Below are 17,538 nucleotides of genomic sequence, written 5' to 3'. Positions count from 1 at the left end.
TGATGAGCTGACCGCACTTTGCATTTTAGCTTAAGAAAATTACGCTTGCGCGTCGTCTTGGTGCTTGGCTGCCACTTCGCTTAGCAGCGGTTGCAATTCGCCTTGTTGGAACATTTCCATAATGATGTCACAACCGCCGATGAGCTCCCCTTCCACCCACAATTGCGGGAAGGTTGGCCAATTGGCGTAGTTTGGCAGCTCGGCGCGAATGTCGGGGTTTTGTAAAATATCCACATAGCCAAACGGCACTTTGCAGTGAATCAATGCCTCAACGGCGCGCGCTGAAAAGCCACAAGACGGAAACTTCGGCGAGCCTTTCATATACAGCAGAATCGGGTTTTCGCTAATTTGTTGTTTAATGCGTTCAATCGTTTCCATAATTGCCTCTAATAGTTTTCTGTTTTAGTCAAGTATTATAATCCTAACGCACGCTTTGCGCCAGCCCTGTGGCAATTATTTCGCTTTTGCTTTGCCAAGCAACACACTCACCGCCAAAGCAACTGCCGCCGGCAGCAGCCACATCAAGCCTTGATTGGCCAGCGGAATATGCTCCACCACCTGCGCAATCCCTTGTGGCAATAGCTCCATATTTTTCAAGCTGTCACACGCACTTAAAAGTGCGGTCACGGCAATGGTGAGATTATACGCCAGCGCCACATTCGGCAAGCGTGGGCGCAGCAGTTGCAATACCACCAGCATGATCGCGATCGGATAAATCAACAACAACGCAGGAATGGTCACGCGCAGCAAGGTGTCTAGCCCCGTGTCTGAGATGATGATGGTTAAAATGGTGAACAAAATGACAAAAAAGCGGTAGTTCAAACGGTGGTGGAACTTCGAGAAATAATCGGCGCACGCGCTGGTCACGCCTACCAAGGTGGTGAGGTTGGCCAGCATCACGATGCCGCTCATGATCCACGAGCCTTGGCGGCCGAAGAGCACGTCCACCGAACGCGCGAAAATCTGCCCGCCGTTGGTTGAGCTGCTCGCCACCTGCTCGCTGGTCGCACCCAGATAAAACAAGCAGAAGTAGAGCCCAGAGAGCAACAGCACGGAAATCGTGCCCGCAGTGAGGGTGTATTTCACAATCGCTTTGCTGTCTTTCACGCCATTAACGGCCATTGCGCGCGCCACAATGCCGCCGAACGCCATCGCTGAAAGCACGTCCATGGTTTGATAACCGCCGACTAAGCCTGTGATCACCGCGGAATTTTCAGCATAGGCGTGGCTTGGCGCCACCATCGGTGAAATCGGGTTTGTGATCACGCCATAGGCGACAATGAGTAACAAAATCAGCAACGCCGGCGCCATAAACTTCCCGATAGTGGAAATCATGGTGCTGCGCCCAAGCATGAAAAACATCCCTATGAGGTTAAACGCCGCCGCGAAAATTAAATGGGCGTTTTCGCCGATATATATATCAAGCGGCACCCAGGCCATTTCAAAGGCGACGTTGGTCACCCGCGGCATCGCAAACGTAGAGCCGATCACCAAATACAAAATCGACCAAAACACCACGCCCGCCCATTTTGGCAAATCGGTTGAAAGCGCCTCACCGCGGCCTTTAACGGAAACCACAATCAAGGTGATAAACGGCATCAGCACGCCTGTGAGCACAAAACCCAACGCCGCCCAAAGCCAGCTTGTGCCGGCGTGATACCCTTCCATTGGCGGGAAAATAATATTACCAGCGCCGAGAAAGAGCGAAAAAATCATCATCCCGAGCACAGCCAGTTCTTTACGACTTAACATTGCGTATCCTTCAACAAAATAAAGCGGAATTCTACCTTATTTTTGCGCTAAAAAAAATTCCAAAGCTACACAGGGTGTGAAAAAAGAGCAAAAAAAACCGCACTTTTCAGCAAAGTGCGGTCATCTTAGCGGTTATCGCTTATTTTTTCGCGTCTAATTGCGGCAATTGGCTCTCTTGGCTGGCGGTCAGCAAGCCTGTTTGGGTGTAGATGCCAATCTTATCGCGGGTGTCCACAATGTCGAGGTTGCGCATGGTCAACTGGCCGATGCGGTCAGCTGGGCTAAACGGTGCGTTTTCAACTTTTTCCATGCTCAAACGCTCAGGTGCGTAGGTCAAGTTTGGTGACTCGGTGTTGAGGATTGAGTAATCATTGCCGCGGCGCAGCTCAAGGGTCACTTCACCTGTAACGGCGCGCGCTACCCAGCGTTGCGCAGTTTCACGCAGCATCAACGCTTGAGGGTCAAACCAGCGGCCTTGGTAGAGCAAGCGGCCAAGGCGCAAGCCGTTGATGCGGTATTGCTCGATGGTGTCTTCATTGTGAATGCCGCTGACCAAGCGCTCGTAGGCGATGTGCAACAGCGCCATGCCTGGGGCTTCGTAAATGCCGCGGCTTTTCGCTTCAATGATACGGTTTTCAATTTGGTCACTCATGCCCAGCCCATGGCGGCCACCGATGCGGTTCGCCTCTAGGAATAGTTCCACTGGGTTGCTAAATTCTTGCCCGTTTAACGCCACCGGCACGCCCTCTTCAAACCGCACTTTGACTTCTTCAGGTTTGATAATGACGTCTTCTTTCCAAAACGGCACGCCCATGATCGGGTTAACAATGCGGATGCTGGCGTTTAAAAACTCGAGATCTTTCGCCTCGTGGGTGGCGCCAAGCATATTGGAATCCGTTGAGTAGGCCTTTTCCACCGACATTTTGTAGTTGAAGCCGTTGGCGATCAAAAACTCAGACATTTCATGGCGACCGCCAAGCTCGTCGATAAATTGCTGGTCAAGCCACGGTTTATAGATTTTCAAATTAGGGTTGGTGAGCAAGCCATAGCGATAAAAGCGCTCAATGTCGTTGCCTTTAAAGGTGCTGCCGTCACCCCAAATGTTGACGTCGTCTTCTTTCATCGCCGCCACCAGCATGGTGCCTGTCACCGCGCGGCCTAATGGCGTGGTGTTGAAATAGGTCATGCCGCCGGTGGTAATGTGAAACGCGCCGCATTGAATGGCGGCAATGCCCTCGTGGGCGAGTTGTTTGCGGCAGTCAATTAAGCGGGCATCTTCTGCGCCGTATTCTTTGGCTTTGCGTGGGATGGCCTCGTAGTCGTCTTCATCTGGCTGGCCGAGGTTGGCGGTGTAGGCATAAGGCACTGCCCCTTTTTGGCGCATCCACAAAAGTGCTGCACTGGTGTCCAAACCGCCTGAAAAAGCGATCCCCACTTTTTTGCCTTTCGGCAAAGATTCAAGAATTGTCGCAGACATAATAATCCCTATTGATTTGGTGTTGATAAAAGACAATGCTGTGCATTATCCAAATTTTTCACGTTGTTGTCCACCATAAATATTCATTTTTAAGAATAAATATTCATTTTGGCGCGATAAAAAACCGCACGTTGGCGGTTAGTTAAATAATCTATAAAGTGCGGTCAAACGCACCTTGCCAGAGCCGTCACGCAATTCCAAGCGCTCAACGGGGGCCTTGCGGGTGACGACATCATAGCGCACCGCACTTTGCAATGCCGCAATCCCACGCTGCTCGTCGCCGTGTGGGCACAACATACGCGTGCTGGCCACATCTGAGGCGAGTTTGAACTGCCCGTCTTGCGCGCGCTCAAGCGCGGCGATGATGCGATTGCAACCAAAATAAGCACTGAGTTTGCCATCACGCGCGATCGTCAGCGCATAATCGCCCTCGGCGGGCTTGCCGTCAAGCTCAATCACCTGCCAGTGGCGCACCAGCAGGCTGTCGGGGGTGTGCGTTGTCATCGCTGTGCTGCAGGCGGCCAAAAGCAAGCTTGCGCTTAAAAGTGCGGTCAGTTTTGGCATGCGCTCTCCTGTGCGTTAAATTTGCGCAATTTTAGCACTAAAGGCTGTTGAGATCGAGCACATCTGTCATGTCGAACAAACCGCACTTTTGTTTTTCAAGCCACTTGGCCGCGCGCACTGCGCCGTTGGCAAAAGTCATGCGGCTGGAGGCTTTGTGGGCAATTTCAACCCGCTCGCCTTCGTCGGCAAACCACACAGTGTGCTCGCCCACCACATCGGCGGCGCGGATGGTGGCAAAGCCAATTTCATTGCGTTTGCGCTCACCGGTGATGCCCTCGCGGCAAAACACGCCGTCTTTGGCCAAATCGCGCCCCAAGGTTTTGGCAATGTGTTCCCCCATTGACAGTGCGGTGCCTGATGGCGCGTCCACTTTGTGGCGGTGGTGGGCTTCAATCACCTCGATGTCGCAATATTCGCCCATCACTTTGGCGGCTTTTTCAAGCAGTTTAAACACCAAATTCACCCCAACGGAATAGTTAGAGGCAAACACAATGCCAATTTGCTTGCCCGCACGCGCGAGCACCGCCTTTTCGTTGGCATCGAGGCCGGTTGTGCCAATCACCATTTTTTTGTTGTGCTCCACGCAATGCTGGAGGTAAGCCAGCGTGCCCTCAGGGCGGGTGAAGTCAATCAGCACGTCAAAGTCTTGAATGACCGCTTCAATGTCATCGCTCAGGCGCACGCCATTGTGCCCGATGCCCGCCAGCTCGCCGGCGTCCACGCCTGTCAAACTCGAGCCCTGGCGCTCAAGGGCGGCGGCAAGCACCACGCCGTCGGCTTGGCTGACGGCTTTGATTAAATTTTTCCCCATTCTGCCGCCGGCACCTGCCACGGCAATGCGTAATTGTGTCATCGCGTTATCCTTTTAAAGTGATATAAACGGTAATTTCTTCTCGGTCGTGATAAAGGTGTTTAGCCTGCAAGTTGTACGCCAGCCCCGCGGCGCTTAAGGTTTCATCAATCAGGGCAAAGCAGGCCATCACCTCTTGGTAGCGTTTTTTCATCGGCAGTTTCAAGTTGAAAATGCTCGAGCGCGCCCAGCCGTTAACGAGCCATTTGCAAATCAGCGCGCTGATGCGCTGCGGCTGCTCAACCATGTCGCACACCAGCCAATCAATGTTGGCGTGCCTCGGCGGCTTGAACACAAAGCCGTCTTCGGCGCAGTGCTCAACTTTGCTTGTTTCCATCAAACTCGGCGCAATTTTGCCGTGATCCACGCCATAAACAAACAAACCACGCTTTACCAATTGATACGTCCAGCCACCAGGGCACGCGCCGAGGTCGACCGCTTGCATGCCCTCGCGTAGGCGTTTTTCGCCTAATTTGCCAGGCAAAAAGGTGGTGATGGCCTCATCGAGCTTCAACGTTGAGCGGCTTGGCGCATCGTGCGGGAAGCGCAAGCGCGGGATGCCCATAAAGTGCGGTGAATGATTGCCGTTGAGCGAATAGCCCAGCAGGCAGTGATTGTTGGCTAAAAACAGCCCATGCACGCTGATGCCGCCAGCTTGGGTATGTTGCAGCCAACCGCACTTTTTCATCGCAGCGCGCAGCGGCACGGTGAATTTGCGGCAAAAGGTTGACAGCGCCTTGCCCTCGTTGGTGTCTGGCGTTTCCAGCCACAGGGTGTCGCTTTGCTCAAGGCGCGCCTCGCCGATGTGCTGCTTAAGGCTGGCTAAAATTGGTGAAAGGCGATCTTGCGCGGGGAGATCACTTAATTCATCACACAGCACGATCACTTGGCGAGCAAAAATCAGCGTGGAAAAATCAAGTTGTGCGGCCAAATAATGGGCGCAGGCAGGCGCATGCACGGTGAAGCGCACAAACGCGCTGTTTGCCACCACGCTGGCATAGCCAAAGATGCCCAGTTGCGCGGCTTTGTCGCTAAGCTCGGCGGCGACTTCTTTTTCAAAGCCCGCGCGGCAATAGATGAGTAAGGCGTTCAAGCTTAATCCCGCGGTTTAATGCAGTTGCCGATGCTGATCACCGCCAGCGCGCCCCAGCCGAGGATAAATGCCACGCCGCCAATTGGGGTGAGGTATTTCACCGCCTCGGTGCCGGTGGCTGCCATCAAATACAAGCTGCCGCTAAAGCACACAATGCCCACCGCCCAGCTATAACCAATCCAGTTGAGCCCCATGCGACGGCACGATGGCTGCGGCTGATGTTTGGTTGCGGCAACAAAAAAGCCCAGTGCCAACAGCGCCAAGGTGTGAACAAATTGATAATGTTGTGCCTTAGTCAGCCAATCTTGTGCCAGTGGACTCATGTCGGGTGCCAAGGCGTGGGCGCTGTAAGCACCAAAGGTGACTGAAAACAAGCCGCTGAGGGCGGCTAAAACTAAAAATCGATTTCCCATAATGCTCTCCTATTGGCTGTGTTGCGAAATCCAATCAACAAAGGCCACCACCGGCGCTTTGTCTTTGTTGTCGCTATGATACACTACATAAAATGATTTTGGATCCGTCACGTCGGTTAAAAACACCTCGCTTAAAAGCCCTTCGGTGATGTATTTTTGCGCCAAAATGGTGTTGGCCAGCACCACCCCTTGCCCGTGCACCGCCGCTTGCAGCGCCATAAAAGTGTGGCTAAACACCACGCCGTGGGCGATGTCGACGTCTTCAAGGCCGAGGTGATTGACCATGCTCTGCCAGTTTTCGCGGTTGTGAATGTGCAGCAAGTTGTGATTTTTCAGCGCCTCGACGCTTTCAAGCGGCTTTTGCGCCAGCAGATTGGGTGAGGCAAGAATTGACAATTTGCCTGAAAACAGCTGGTGGCTGTCTAACCCCGCCCAGTTGCCGCGACCGTAAAAAATCGCCACATCGGCATCGGTGATGACCGCACTTTCATCATAATCCACCCCTTGAATGGCCACCTCAATTTGCGGATGCAGCGCGTTGAACTCGCCCAAGTGCGGCACTAGCCATGCCATGCCAAAGGTTTGCGGCACTTTGATGGTCAAATGCTCGCTTGAGCGTTGATTTTTAAGTTTACGCGTGGCTTGCGCCAGGCGCTGCAATGCCGCGCGCACATCGTAATAATAGGCACTGCCCTCATCGGTGAGCACCAAAGTGCGGTTTTTGCGCACAAACAGCGCCAGGCCGAGGTAGTCTTCGAGCAGTTTGATTTGGTGGCTTATCGCTGCCTGAGTGACAAACAGCTCATCTGCCGCTTTGGTGAAACTCAACAGCCGCGCCGAGGCTTCAAACGCCTTGAGTGCATTGAGTGGCGGCAAATTTTTATTCTGCATACGGCGTCCTTATTCATAAAAAAACTAATGCAAGCGATAAAAAAATATAGATTGTTGCGCGTGTTAAGAGCCCTTAAAATACAACCATTACTTAAGCAATTAACTGCTGCTTTAAGTATGATGTTGTGTTTTATCTAGTTTTCTAGATTTGAGTTCTACTCTTAACTTCCTGTATAGTTTGAACCGATTTGGTTTATAGGCCACCCACTTGGGTGGCTTTTTCTTATCTGCGATATACTACCACAAATTCCGCTCGCTGCTATCGCCTGCGCGCAAAATTCTTGCCCTAAGTGGCTGTTGTGTTGGCAATTTAGCCAATTGCAAATTAAAGATTGATTTCACGCGCAAAAGGATTAAAAATACCCTATTACTCAATACATTTTAAGGACACCCTATGACAGACAGCACACTTGATTGGGCTAATCTTGGCTTTAGCTACATCAAAACCGATTATCGCTTTATCGCGCACTGGAAAGACGGCCAATGGAGCCAAGGCGAGCTGACCGAAGACAACACCTTGCACATCAGCGAAGGCTCCACCGCACTTCACTACGGCCAGCAAAGCTTTGAGGGCTTGAAGGCCTACCGCTGCAAAGACGGCTCAATTAACCTCTTCCGCCCTGATCAAAACGCCAAACGCCTGCAAAAAAGCTGCCAGCGCCTGCTGATGCCGGAGGTGCCAACCGAGATGTTTATTGACGCGTGCAAACAAGTGGTGAAGGCCAATGAGCGCTTTGTGGCCCCTTATGGCTTTGGTGCGACCTTATACTTGCGCCCGCTGATTATCGGCGTGGGCGACAACATCGGCGTGCACCCAGCCCCTGAGTTTATCTTCACCGTGTTCTGCTGCCCGGTGGGTGCCTATTTCAAAGGTGGCATGCAGCCAACCAACTTTATTGTTTCTGACTACGACCGCGCCGCCCCTAATGGCACGGGTGCGGCCAAAGTCGGTGGCAACTATGCCGCCAGCTTGCTGCCAGGCCACCTCGCTCACGAGCGCAAATTTGGTGATTGCATCTACCTTGACCCGAAAACCCACACTAAAATTGAAGAGGTGGGTTCAGCCAACTTTTTTGGCATCACCCGTGACAACAAATTTGTCACCCCATACTCGCCGTCGATTTTGCCAAGCATCACCAAATATTCGTTGCTGGAAATCGCCCGTGATCGCCTCGGCCTTGAAGCCGTGGAAGGTGATGTTTACATCGACAAACTCGATGACTTTGCCGAAGCCGGCGCCTGCGGCACAGCAGCGGTGATCACACCAATCGGTGGCATTCAATACCACGATGACTTCCACGTGTTCTACTCTGAAACCGAAGTCGGCCCAATCACGCAAAAACTTTACGATGAGCTCACCGGCATTCAGTTTGGCGACAAACCTGCGCCTGAGGGTTGGATCGTCAAAGTCGACTAATCTCACCTGCCCTTGCTTGCAAGGGCATTTTTTTGCCTGAAATTTTAGAAATCATCTAACAAAACCGCACTTTTACTTTTAAAAATAAAACACATCAGCAAAAATGATATAAATTTGATTAATATCATTGCGCAAACCGCACTTTTTTTGTTAAATCTATCACAAAATTAAACATTATGACTTTACAACTAAGGATAATTTATGCAGCAGTATAGTGAGATGCGCAACAACATCAGCATGCTCGGGCGCTTTTTGGGCGACACCATCAGTGAAGCACAAGGCAGCGAGATTTTAGAATTAATCGAAAAAATCCGCGTACTTTCTCGCAACTCTCGCGCTGGCGACAACCTCGCGCGCGAGCAACTCCTCGACATCTTGGGCAACATCTCAAGCGATCAAATTATCCCAGTGGTGCGGGCGTTCAGCCACTTTTTGAACCTCACCAACATCGCCGAGCAATATCAATCCATCTCGCGCCATCACAGCGATCTCGCCCTCAGCCAGCGCTCAATTAGCGACTTGTTTGAAAAGCTCAAAGGGCAAAACGTGGCGAAAGAAGACGTGTTAGCCGCGATTGATAAACTATTAATTGAACTGGTGCTAACCGCCCACCCAACGGAAGTAACCCGCCGCTCGCTGACCCACAAACACGTTGAAATCAACAAATGTTTAAGCCAGCTTGAGCACTCGGATTTGACCGATAAAGAACGCAAAAGCATCGAGCGCCAGCTCAAACGCTTGATTGCCGAAGCTTGGCACACCAATGAAATCCGCACCCAGCGCCCAACCCCGTTTGAAGAGGCTAAATGGGGCTACAGCGTGATTGAAAACAGCTTGTGGCACGCGGTGCCCAACTTTTTGCGCCAGCTCAACGACTCGACGGTTGAATATTTCGACTTCCGCCTGCCGGTGGAATTCACGCCTGTGCGTTTTTCCTCTTGGATGGGGGGCGACCGTGATGGCAACCCGTTTGTCACCAGCAAAATCACCCGCCGCGTGCTCAACCTCGCGCGCGCCAAAGCCGCCGAGCTCTTTTTGGAAGACATCAAGTTGCTGTGCGACGAGCTTTCCATGGTTGAAGCCTCGCCTGAATTTATCGCCAAATACGGCGAGCATGAAGAGCCTTATCGCCATGTAGTGAAAGGCCTGCGCGCCAAATTAAAACTGACGCAAAATCACTTCAACGATTTGTTAAGCGACAAACAACCGCGCACCACGCAAGAGCACATCATCACGCGCAATGAGCAGCTGTGGGAGCCGTTGCTGGACGTGTATCAATCTCTTAATCAGTGCGGTATGCGCATCATCGCCAACGGCTTGCTGCTGGATACTTTACGCCGGATTCGCTGCTTTGGTGTGACGTTGTCACGCATGGATATTCGCCAAGAAAGCACCCGCCACACCGAGGCCATTGCTGAAATCACACGTTACATCGGCTTAGGCGATTATGCCCAATGGTCAGAGGAAGACAAACAAGCGTTTTTAATCCGTGAGCTCAACTCCCGCCGCCCACTGGTGCCGATTGACTGGCACCCAAGTGAAGAAACACGCGAAGTGCTCGACACCTGCAAAGTGGTGGCCGAACAAAACGAGGGCGTGATTTCTGCCTATGTGATCTCCATGGCGCGCAGCGCCTCCGATGTGCTGGCGGTGCATTTGCTGCTCAAAGAAGCGGGCAACACCAAACGCATCCCGGTCGCACCTTTGTTTGAAACACTCGACGACCTTGATCACGCCGAAAGCGTGATGGAGCAACTCTTTAACGTGGGCTGGTATCGCGGCTTTATCGACAACCAACAAATGGTGATGATTGGCTATTCTGACTCTGCTAAAGATGCCGGCATGATGGCCGCCTCATGGGCGCAATACCGCGCGCAAGAAGCGCTAGTGAACCTGTGCGAGCGGCTGCATATTGAGCTCACGCTTTTCCACGGCCGCGGTGGCACCATTGGCCGTGGCGGTGCGCCAGCGCACGCCGCACTGCTCTCTCAGCCGCCGAAATCGCTGAAAAACGGCCTACGTGTGACCGAGCAAGGCGAGATGATCCGCTTTAAACTGGGGCTGCCGCAAGTGGCGATTGACAGCCTTGAGCTTTATGCCAGTGCGATTTTAGAGGCTAATTTGCTGCCACCGCCGTCACCGCAACAAGGCTGGCGCGATATTATGGATGAGCTCTCCACCCTCTCGTGCGAGGCTTATCGCGATGTGGTGCGCAAGCAGCCCGATTTTGTGCCGTATTTCCGCTCCGCCACCCCAGAGCAAGAGCTCTCCCGCCTGCCACTGGGCTCGCGGCCGGCTAAACGCAACCCGAAAGGCGGCGTGGAAAGCCTGCGCGCCATTCCGTGGATTTTCGCCTGGATGCAAAACCGCCTGATGCTGCCAGCCTGGCTCGGTGCGGCGCAATCCATCCAGCAACTGCTCGCGCAAGGTAAAAGTGCGGTGGTGGAAGAAATGTGCGAAAAATGGCCGTTCTTCTCCACCCGTGTGGGCATGCTGGAGATGGTGTTCAGCAAGTCAGACTTGTGGCTGGCGGAATATTACGACCAACGCTTGGTGGACAAATCCCTGTGGCCACTGGGTGAGCACTTGCGCGCGCAGCTGCAAGCCGATGTGCAAACGCTGCTGTCACTTTCTCACCGCGACCAGCTGATGGCGGATTTGCCGTGGATTGCCCAATCCATCGCACTGCGCAACGTTTACACCGACCCGCTCAACTTGCTGCAGGTGGAATTGCTTCACCGCTTGCGCCAAGTCGATGAAGCCGAGCAAGATGCCAACCTCAACCAGGCGTTGATGATCACCATCACCGGCATCGCCGCGGGCATGCGTAACACAGGCTAAAAGCAAAGCGCGGTTGAGCGCACTTTCACTGCGAGGTTTTATGACACTTTCCGACGAGCAAATTTTAGACACCGCCTATGCCATTTTTCTTGAAATGGCAGGCGAAAACTTGAAAGAAGACGACATTGCGCTGTTCAACGCCCAGTTTGCCGAGCATGGCAGCTTGCAGCTGATGGACACCGCCGAGAATTGGGATGAAGAAATCGGGGTGCTTATCGACCCCGAGGCCTTTGCCGAAGTTTGGATTGGGCTTGAAGGCCGTGATGGCACACTCACGCATGTGTTTGCCAAAGTGCTCGTGAGCACCGAGCCCGACGCCCCCGATTTTCATATTGTGTGGTAATTAAAAGTGCGGTTTGACCGCACTTTTGTTTTTTAGAAGGTGTAAGAGAGTTTCACGCCCACTTCATGGGTGAAGTTTTTCGGCTCGACAATTACACCGATTTCGCCGTCAATGTTGCGCTCAATGCGGTTGGAGTCAAACACCTTCCAGCCACGATAAAACGGCGCAAAGGTTACGGTGCCCTTGCCCAGCGCTTTGCTCAGCCCCAGTTCAAACTCCAGCCCTTTGCCGTTGCGTTGCTTATTGATCGCCGTTTGCGGAATGTAAGAATACTGCCGCGCGCGGATGAGTTGGTTGTAGCCCACTTTTGGCGTCAAGGTGAAGCCCTGTGGCAGTGCAAAATCGGTGCTCACGCCAATGTGGGCGTATATCAAGCGGTTTTTGCGGTCGTAATCCTCGGCGTCTTTGCGGCTGTTGAGATCGTTTAAAATGCGATACCCCAATCCCACCTGCACGCGCCAATCACGGCCAAAGCCGTTTAAGCGGTGCTGATAAAGCGCGCGCACATCATAGCTGTTGCGCGGTGTGCCATGAATGGTGACCGAGCCATAAGGCGTGCCCTCAGGCTTGTCGGCGCTTGGGCCTTCACTGCCAACGTAATGACTCTTGCCTTTGACATAGCGCCCTTCAAGCATCACCGCACTTTGGCTGTTGATGTGATACGCCAGCGCACCGCTGAGCCCGTGCATGTGGGCGCGCTGCTGCATAAAGCGCTCGTGGCCGTTGACATATTCACGATAAGTTTCGCGATAAACTTCACCGCCTAATGTGTATTCCCAATGGCTTGCCAACGCCGCAGGTGTGGCTAACACCAGCGACAAACTGAATGTGATTTTTTTCATCATCAATAACCTTATTATTTTTATTGTTAAAAGGGAGGCGGATTATAGCGACAGATTTTTGATATGGGAATAGTTCTCACTCCCGTTTGCGCAAAAAAGACGCAATAATAACGTGAGTTTACTATTATTTGATGAAATGACCGCCAACGTGCCTGACCGCACTTTAGCTAATTATCGTACGGCAGTAGTTTAATCGCTCCAAATTGGTGATGAAATGCGCCAGATCTTTGCTCTCTGGGTGATGCAAATACGGGATTTGCCCCAGCAACGGCGCGTTGAGCTTTTGCAGCAATAGCTCGATAATCGCCGGGTAATTGCTAATGCCTGGGTTGATGCGGTTCGCGACCCAGCCAAGCAATGTCACGCCGCTTTTGGCGATAGATTCGGCTGTAAGCAGCGCGTGGTTGATGCAGCCTTCTTTGATGCCCACCACCAGCACCACCGGCATTTTGCGCTCCACCACCCAATCGGAGAAAAACTGCTGCTGGGTGATCGGCGTTTTCCAGCCAAAACTGCCCTCCACCAGCACGGTTTCATAGCGGCTGGCGAGTGCGTCAAGGTCGTGGTTGATTTTGTTGATGTCAATGGACTGGCACTGGCTGAGCAAATCAACAATGCCAGGCTCAAGGCCGGCGTGCAAGGTGTAGCTGTTGATGTCTTGATAGCCCACGTCTTGCTGGGTGCTGTCGAGCAGGGTCAGCACATCGGCGTTTTGCTCACTCGGTTGCGGGCTTTGGTTGAAATAACTCACTGCATGACTATTGCAAGCAATAGGCTTGTAGCCCACAATTTGGCAGTGTTGTTGCTGCATGGCTTGAATGATGGCACGGCTGACAACCGTTTTGCCCACGCCACTGTCGGTGCCGGTCACAAAAAAACAGCTCATGATTCTTCCCTATGTCAAAACATAGGGAAGATTGTAGGCAAAAATGAAACGGCATTTCTTGAGCCAAAACAAGTTTTCGCCAAAAAATGCGTTATTTGAGGATTTCCTCAAAAATATGGCCGTTATAAAGCTCTTGCTTCACCGCTGATGAGGCAATCGCAGGGTCATTCCAGCTAAATTTCGAGGTGATGATCTCCACCTGCTGCTCGTCGGAGAGCAACGCATCTTGCAATTTCAGTGCCAAACGCTGCAAAAAGAGCTCTTTAACCGCCAACAGCCGCGTGTTGATCATAATCTTCTCGGAGGCGAAAATATTGGTGAGATACATCAGCAAATACGACACACTGTCGGCCAGGTGATGGATAATGCGAATCGCCTGCGGGTTTTCCGCCTGCGCTTGCTCGCACAAGTAGGCGATTTTGCTTTCATCATTCGGCAAGTCATTTGGCAGCAGCAAATCCACCAGCTGATAAATCGCCTTGTTGCTCACTTGATTGTAGAGATAATGGCGCTCAATTTCAGGCACATCTTGCGCGATTTTGTCACTCAAATCACTGATTTTTGGCAGCGCGACTTTGTCGATGTTCATCCGTTTTTGTTTCTCGTTGCGGATCATCTTGCCCTCACTGAGCACACTGATGTTGATCGCATCGTCAAACTGCAGAAAAATCACGTTATTGGAATGAATCGCATTGCCCAAATGACTTTCGGCAAAGGTCCACATCGCAAAATGCTCCGCCACCAAAATGGGGAAGTCGTAATGCGCTTGCAAATGCTCTTGCAATTCCGCGCCCAGCTCGGTGTGGCCAAGGTAGACTTTTTGCTGCACTTTATCCACCCGCCCGAGAATACACAGCGAGCAGGCCAAAATGTTGGTGACTTTTTCAAGATGCTCGCTAACAAAACTGTCAATGGTGTTTAAAATCACCTCTTCCACGCCTTGCGACGGCGCATAATGAATCTGTGAATGGGCCACCACGCGCCCGTCAAGCTCGCACAAGTTGATATCGAGCGTGGTTTCTGCCAAGGTGATGGCGAGATATTGCCAATAGTGCGGCGACAAGCAAATGCCCACCGCCGGGCGGCCGCGCACAATGGTGTTTTGCACCGCTTTTTCTTCGATAAAGTGCATTTTAATCAGTTCACGGGTGAGATTGGTGATGCTCGCCGGTGCAAAGCCCGAGATTTTAGACAAATCAATCCGAGAAATCAGCTCAAATTGCTCAATCAAGCGATACACGGTGCCTAAATGGCGCAAATTGATGCGGCTAATATAATAATCATATCTTGTTTTTGGCATACTACCCATCCTGCTTTTTATTCTTGATTAGGACTTTATACCCACAAAATCACGCTTTGACAACCAAGCGATCCAAAATCTGTTACTTAACTCACGAAATGCCCTCGCAAGTGCTCAGCTATTATGCAAGAAAAAACCGCACTTTGGCTAGATTTCAATTGTAATTTCAGTGGGAATAAGTAAACTAACACCCATTATTTTTGAAGTGCGATTTAGAGGACATAATGGCTAAAATAGCATCCGTTAAAGAGATTTTGCAAAGTGCGGTCAGCGTCGGTGAAACTGTCACCATTCGCGGCTGGGTGCGCACTCGTCGTGACTCCAAAGCAGGCTTTTCGTTTATCGCGGTTTACGACGGCTCATGCTTTGACCCCATCCAAGTGGTGGTTGAAAACAGTTTATCCAACTACGAGCAAGATGTGCTCAACCTCACCACCGGCTGCGCGGTGATTATCACCGGCCAAGTGGTAGAATCCCAAGGCAAAGGCCAAGCCGTCGAGCTCAAAGCCAGCGACGTGGTTGTCACCGGCTTTGTTGAAGACCCAGAAACCTACCCAATGGCCGCCAAACGCCACAGTGTGGAATACCTGCGAGAAGTCGCTCACCTGCGCCCACGCACCAATTTGATCGGCGCTGTCGCACGCGTGCGTCACTGTTTGGCGCAGGCCATTCACCGTTTTTTTCACGAGCGTGGCTTTTATTGGGTGGCGACTCCGCTTATCACCGCCTCCGACACCGAAGGCGCTGGCGAAATGTTCCGCGTTTCGACACTGGATTTAGAAAACCTCCCGCGTGGTGACAACGGCTTGGTAGATTTCAAGCAAGATTTCTTCGGCAAAGAGGCCTTTTTGACGGTATCTGGCCAGCTCAATGGCGAAACCTACGCCTGCGCGCTGAGCAAAATCTACACCTTCGGCCCAACTTTCCGCGCTGAAAACTCCAACACCAGCCGCCACTTGGCGGAATTTTGGATGGTCGAGCCTGAAGTGGCCTTTGCTGATCTCAGTGATAACGCCAAACTGGCAGAAGATATGCTCAAATATGTCTTCAACGCCGTGCTCCAAGAGCGCATGGACGATTTGAAATTCTTTGAACAGCGCGTGGACAAAGACGTGATCAACCGCCTGCAAGCGTTCATTAACTCCGATTTTGCCCAAATTGACTACACCGACGCCATCGAAGTGCTGCTCAAATCCGGCAAAAAATTCGAGTTCCCTGTGGAATGGGGCATTGATTTGTCATCTGAACACGAGCGCTACCTCGCCGAAGAGCACTTCCACTCCCCTGTGGTGGTGAAAAACTACCCGAAAGACATCAAAGCGTTTTACATGCGCCTTAACGACGACGGCAAAACCGTCGCCGCCATGGACGTGCTCGCCCCAGGCATTGGCGAAATCATCGGCGGCTCACAACGGGAAGAACGCCTTGAGGTGCTCGACAACCGCATGCAAGAAATGGGCCTCAACCCAGAAGACTACTCGTGGTACCGCGACCTGCGCCGCTACGGCAGCGTGCCGCACTCTGGCTTCGGCCTCGGCTTTGAACGCCTTATTGTCTACGTCACCGGCGTGCAAAACATCCGCGACGTCATCCCATTCCCACGCTACCCTCGCAACGCGAGCTTCTAGCGTCTAAACAAAACCAAAACCGCACTTTAAAAGTGCGGTTTTTTTGTGCCTAAAGTTTTATTAATTCCTAATAACGCCCTTATGAGCAATTCCCCGACGGCACCGCACTTTGCATCGCCGATCAAATCCCATTTGATATTCCTGAAGGGTGGCATTGGTGTAGGTTGAAAGAAATTTGTATTTTTATTTCGCGAGGAAAATCCCCTAAATATTCAGATATTAAAAAATATCCTGTTTTTGCTCAAAAATGCAACTTAAAAGAAGGTGGAATATCTCTTGAACAAGCAAAATTCTTAAATCCAGAAACATTATATAAATGGCCTGAAGAGTACAAATTAAAAACGAATGATGTTTTAATTAATTCAACTGGAACAGGAACTGTGGGAAGAGTTTGTTTATTTGATGAAAAATATTTGAATCATTATCCTTTTACGGTACCTGATTCGCATGTTTCAGTAGTTCGTTCTAGTATAAATATAAATTCAGCTTATTTATTTAATCTTCTTAATTCTCTTGTTTATCAAAAATATATAGAAAATAATTTAGCGGGAAGCACAAACCAAAAAGAATTATATATTGGCGTTGTTAAAGAGATCTTAGTTCCCCTCCCACCACTTTCCGAGCAACAGCGAATTGTTGAGCGTATAGAGCAATTGATGCCGTTGGTAGAGCAATATGGTATGTACGAGGAAAAACTCACGAATTTAGAAAAAGCCTTACCACAAAGGCTTCGCCAAGCCGTTTTACAACACGCCATCACGGGCAAGCTTGTGCCACAAGATCCTAATGATGAGCCTGCCAGCGAGCTTTTGAAACGGATAGCTAAACAACGTGAAGAGTTGATTAAACAAGGCAAAATCAAAGCACCTAAAAAGGTAAAACTACAATACAAACTTCCGATACCTCCCCTTATGGGAACTTGCCTAGTGGCTGGGCGGTTTGTAGGTTAGAAAAATTGTGCTGTATTCAAACAGGAAAAAAAGATGCAAATTATGGATCCCCTGAAGGTAAATATGCTTTCTTTACTTGTTCAATGACCCCGATTAGATGCGATGATTACTCATTTGAAGGGGATTGTATTATTCTACCTGGAAATGGTGCGAATGTTGGAAAAATTTTAAGATACAACGGCAAATTTGAAGCATACCAGAGAACATATGTATTAAATCCTATTGGTGTTAATAATGATTATTTTCATACAGCTCTTTTATCACTATGGCAAAAATCATTAGAGGGAAAAC

General features: G+C 51.0%; 17 protein-coding genes. 6 read left to right on the top strand and 11 right to left on the bottom strand.

What is annotated here, in order from left to right; all coding sequences use genetic code 11:
* Positions 1-39: 39 nt before the first annotated feature.
* The 8 genes from grxD to HPC37_RS05085 all read right to left on the bottom strand — a co-directional run bounded on the left by grxD (position 40) and on the right by HPC37_RS05085 (position 7,040).
* Positions 40-378 (bottom strand): Grx4 family monothiol glutaredoxin, encoded by a 339-nt coding sequence (grxD, locus tag HPC37_RS05120; protein WP_208122115.1) that lies wholly within the window; start codon positions 376-378, stop codon positions 40-42.
* Positions 379-453: 75 nt separating this feature from the next.
* Entirely contained in the window at positions 454-1,752 is a 1,299-nt protein-coding gene (gene brnQ / locus HPC37_RS05115) for a branched-chain amino acid transport system II carrier protein (RefSeq protein WP_208122114.1), read from the bottom strand.
* Positions 1,753-1,891: 139 nt separating this feature from the next.
* Complete coding sequence (gene argG, locus HPC37_RS05110) at positions 1,892-3,229, bottom strand: argininosuccinate synthase (protein WP_208122113.1); 1,338 nt, start codon at positions 3,227-3,229, stop codon at positions 1,892-1,894.
* Between the two features lie 138 nt (positions 3,230-3,367).
* A complete protein-coding gene (locus HPC37_RS05105; RefSeq protein WP_208122112.1) occupies positions 3,368-3,793 on the bottom strand; it encodes an META domain-containing protein in 426 nt (141 codons plus the stop codon).
* 37 nt (positions 3,794-3,830) lie between these two features.
* The gene (gene dapB / locus HPC37_RS05100) at positions 3,831-4,646 is read right to left on the bottom strand and encodes a 4-hydroxy-tetrahydrodipicolinate reductase (RefSeq protein WP_208122111.1); all 816 of its coding nucleotides are present in this window, start codon (positions 4,644-4,646) and stop codon (positions 3,831-3,833) included.
* Between the two features lie 4 nt (positions 4,647-4,650).
* Complete coding sequence (rlmM, locus tag HPC37_RS05095; protein WP_208122110.1) at positions 4,651-5,736, bottom strand: 23S rRNA (cytidine(2498)-2'-O)-methyltransferase RlmM; 1,086 nt, start codon at positions 5,734-5,736, stop codon at positions 4,651-4,653.
* A gap of 2 nt (positions 5,737-5,738) precedes the next feature.
* A complete protein-coding gene (locus HPC37_RS05090) occupies positions 5,739-6,149 on the bottom strand; it encodes a DUF423 domain-containing protein (protein ID WP_208122109.1) in 411 nt (136 codons plus the stop codon).
* Between the two features lie 9 nt (positions 6,150-6,158).
* Positions 6,159-7,040, bottom strand: coding sequence for a transcriptional regulator GcvA (locus HPC37_RS05085; protein WP_208122108.1), 882 nt, complete (start codon positions 7,038-7,040; stop codon positions 6,159-6,161).
* A gap of 394 nt (positions 7,041-7,434) precedes the next feature.
* Here HPC37_RS05085 and HPC37_RS05080 point away from each other — a divergent pair, with 394 nt between their 5' ends.
* From HPC37_RS05080 to HPC37_RS05070, 3 genes are all read left to right on the top strand, one after another.
* On the top strand, positions 7,435-8,457 hold the full coding sequence (locus HPC37_RS05080; RefSeq protein WP_208122107.1) for a branched-chain amino acid aminotransferase: 1,023 nt from the start codon (positions 7,435-7,437) through the stop codon (positions 8,455-8,457).
* Between the two features lie 201 nt (positions 8,458-8,658).
* A complete protein-coding gene (ppc, locus tag HPC37_RS05075; RefSeq protein WP_208122106.1) occupies positions 8,659-11,298 on the top strand; it encodes a phosphoenolpyruvate carboxylase in 2,640 nt (879 codons plus the stop codon).
* A gap of 40 nt (positions 11,299-11,338) precedes the next feature.
* On the top strand, positions 11,339-11,641 hold the full coding sequence (locus HPC37_RS05070; protein WP_208122105.1) for an HI1450 family dsDNA-mimic protein: 303 nt from the start codon (positions 11,339-11,341) through the stop codon (positions 11,639-11,641).
* Between the two features lie 32 nt (positions 11,642-11,673).
* On the opposite strand, the gene HPC37_RS05065 is transcribed toward HPC37_RS05070, so the two are convergent.
* The 3 genes from HPC37_RS05065 to HPC37_RS05055 all read right to left on the bottom strand — a co-directional run bounded on the left by HPC37_RS05065 (position 11,674) and on the right by HPC37_RS05055 (position 14,669).
* Positions 11,674-12,486, bottom strand: coding sequence for a hypothetical protein (locus HPC37_RS05065; RefSeq protein WP_208122104.1), 813 nt, complete (start codon positions 12,484-12,486; stop codon positions 11,674-11,676).
* A 160-nt stretch (positions 12,487-12,646) separates the two neighbouring features.
* On the bottom strand, positions 12,647-13,369 hold the full coding sequence (gene bioD / locus HPC37_RS05060) for a dethiobiotin synthase (RefSeq protein ID WP_208122103.1): 723 nt from the start codon (positions 13,367-13,369) through the stop codon (positions 12,647-12,649).
* A gap of 91 nt (positions 13,370-13,460) precedes the next feature.
* Positions 13,461-14,669, bottom strand: a complete 1,209-nt coding sequence (locus HPC37_RS05055; RefSeq protein ID WP_208122102.1) for an ROK family protein — start codon at positions 14,667-14,669, stop codon at positions 13,461-13,463.
* Positions 14,670-14,893: 224 nt separating this feature from the next.
* On the opposite strand from HPC37_RS05055, the gene asnS reads away from it, so the two are divergent.
* The 3 genes from asnS to HPC37_RS05040 form a co-directional block, all read left to right on the top strand.
* Positions 14,894-16,297, top strand: a complete 1,404-nt coding sequence (asnS, locus tag HPC37_RS05050) for an asparagine--tRNA ligase (protein ID WP_208122101.1) — start codon at positions 14,894-14,896, stop codon at positions 16,295-16,297.
* A 113-nt stretch (positions 16,298-16,410) separates the two neighbouring features.
* Positions 16,411-17,247 (top strand): restriction endonuclease subunit S, encoded by an 837-nt coding sequence (locus tag HPC37_RS05045; RefSeq protein ID WP_345790011.1) that lies wholly within the window; start codon positions 16,411-16,413, stop codon positions 17,245-17,247.
* The coding region (locus HPC37_RS05040) for a restriction endonuclease subunit S (RefSeq protein WP_208122099.1) at positions 17,217-17,538 on the top strand (322 nt) is incomplete at its 3' end. The genes HPC37_RS05045 and HPC37_RS05040, both read left to right, overlap by 31 nt.

The sequence above is a fragment of the Spirabiliibacterium mucosae genome, assembly GCF_014884965.1.
GTDB classification, from domain to species: Bacteria; Pseudomonadota; Gammaproteobacteria; order Enterobacterales; family Pasteurellaceae; genus Spirabiliibacterium; species Spirabiliibacterium mucosae.
Note: the sequence above shows the minus strand (reverse complement) of the source record. Positions and strands in the feature narration are given on the sequence as shown.

What these genes read in the sequence shown, in the direction of transcription:
- grxD (WP_208122115.1), bottom strand. Translation starts at nt 378, where the DNA reads ATGGAAACGATTGAACGCATTAAACAACAAATTAGCGAAAACCCGATT.
- brnQ (WP_208122114.1), bottom strand. Translation starts at nt 1,752, where the DNA reads ATGTTAAGTCGTAAAGAACTGGCTGTGCTCGGGATGATGATTTTTTCG.
- argG (WP_208122113.1), bottom strand. Translation starts at nt 3,229, where the DNA reads ATGTCTGCGACAATTCTTGAATCTTTGCCGAAAGGCAAAAAAGTGGGG.
- HPC37_RS05105 (WP_208122112.1), bottom strand. Translation starts at nt 3,793, where the DNA reads ATGCCAAAACTGACCGCACTTTTAAGCGCAAGCTTGCTTTTGGCCGCC.
- dapB (WP_208122111.1), bottom strand. Translation starts at nt 4,646, where the DNA reads ATGACACAATTACGCATTGCCGTGGCAGGTGCCGGCGGCAGAATGGGG.
- HPC37_RS05090 (WP_208122109.1), bottom strand. Translation starts at nt 6,149, where the DNA reads ATGGGAAATCGATTTTTAGTTTTAGCCGCCCTCAGCGGCTTGTTTTCA.
- HPC37_RS05085 (WP_208122108.1), bottom strand. Translation starts at nt 7,040, where the DNA reads ATGCAGAATAAAAATTTGCCGCCACTCAATGCACTCAAGGCGTTTGAA.
- HPC37_RS05080 (WP_208122107.1), top strand. Translation starts at nt 7,435, where the DNA reads ATGACAGACAGCACACTTGATTGGGCTAATCTTGGCTTTAGCTACATC.
- ppc (WP_208122106.1), top strand. Translation starts at nt 8,659, where the DNA reads ATGCAGCAGTATAGTGAGATGCGCAACAACATCAGCATGCTCGGGCGC.
- HPC37_RS05070 (WP_208122105.1), top strand. Translation starts at nt 11,339, where the DNA reads ATGACACTTTCCGACGAGCAAATTTTAGACACCGCCTATGCCATTTTT.
- HPC37_RS05065 (WP_208122104.1), bottom strand. Translation starts at nt 12,486, where the DNA reads ATGATGAAAAAAATCACATTCAGTTTGTCGCTGGTGTTAGCCACACCT.
- bioD (WP_208122103.1), bottom strand. Translation starts at nt 13,369, where the DNA reads ATGAGCTGTTTTTTTGTGACCGGCACCGACAGTGGCGTGGGCAAAACG.
- HPC37_RS05055 (WP_208122102.1), bottom strand. Translation starts at nt 14,669, where the DNA reads ATGCCAAAAACAAGATATGATTATTATATTAGCCGCATCAATTTGCGC.
- asnS (WP_208122101.1), top strand. Translation starts at nt 14,894, where the DNA reads ATGGCTAAAATAGCATCCGTTAAAGAGATTTTGCAAAGTGCGGTCAGC.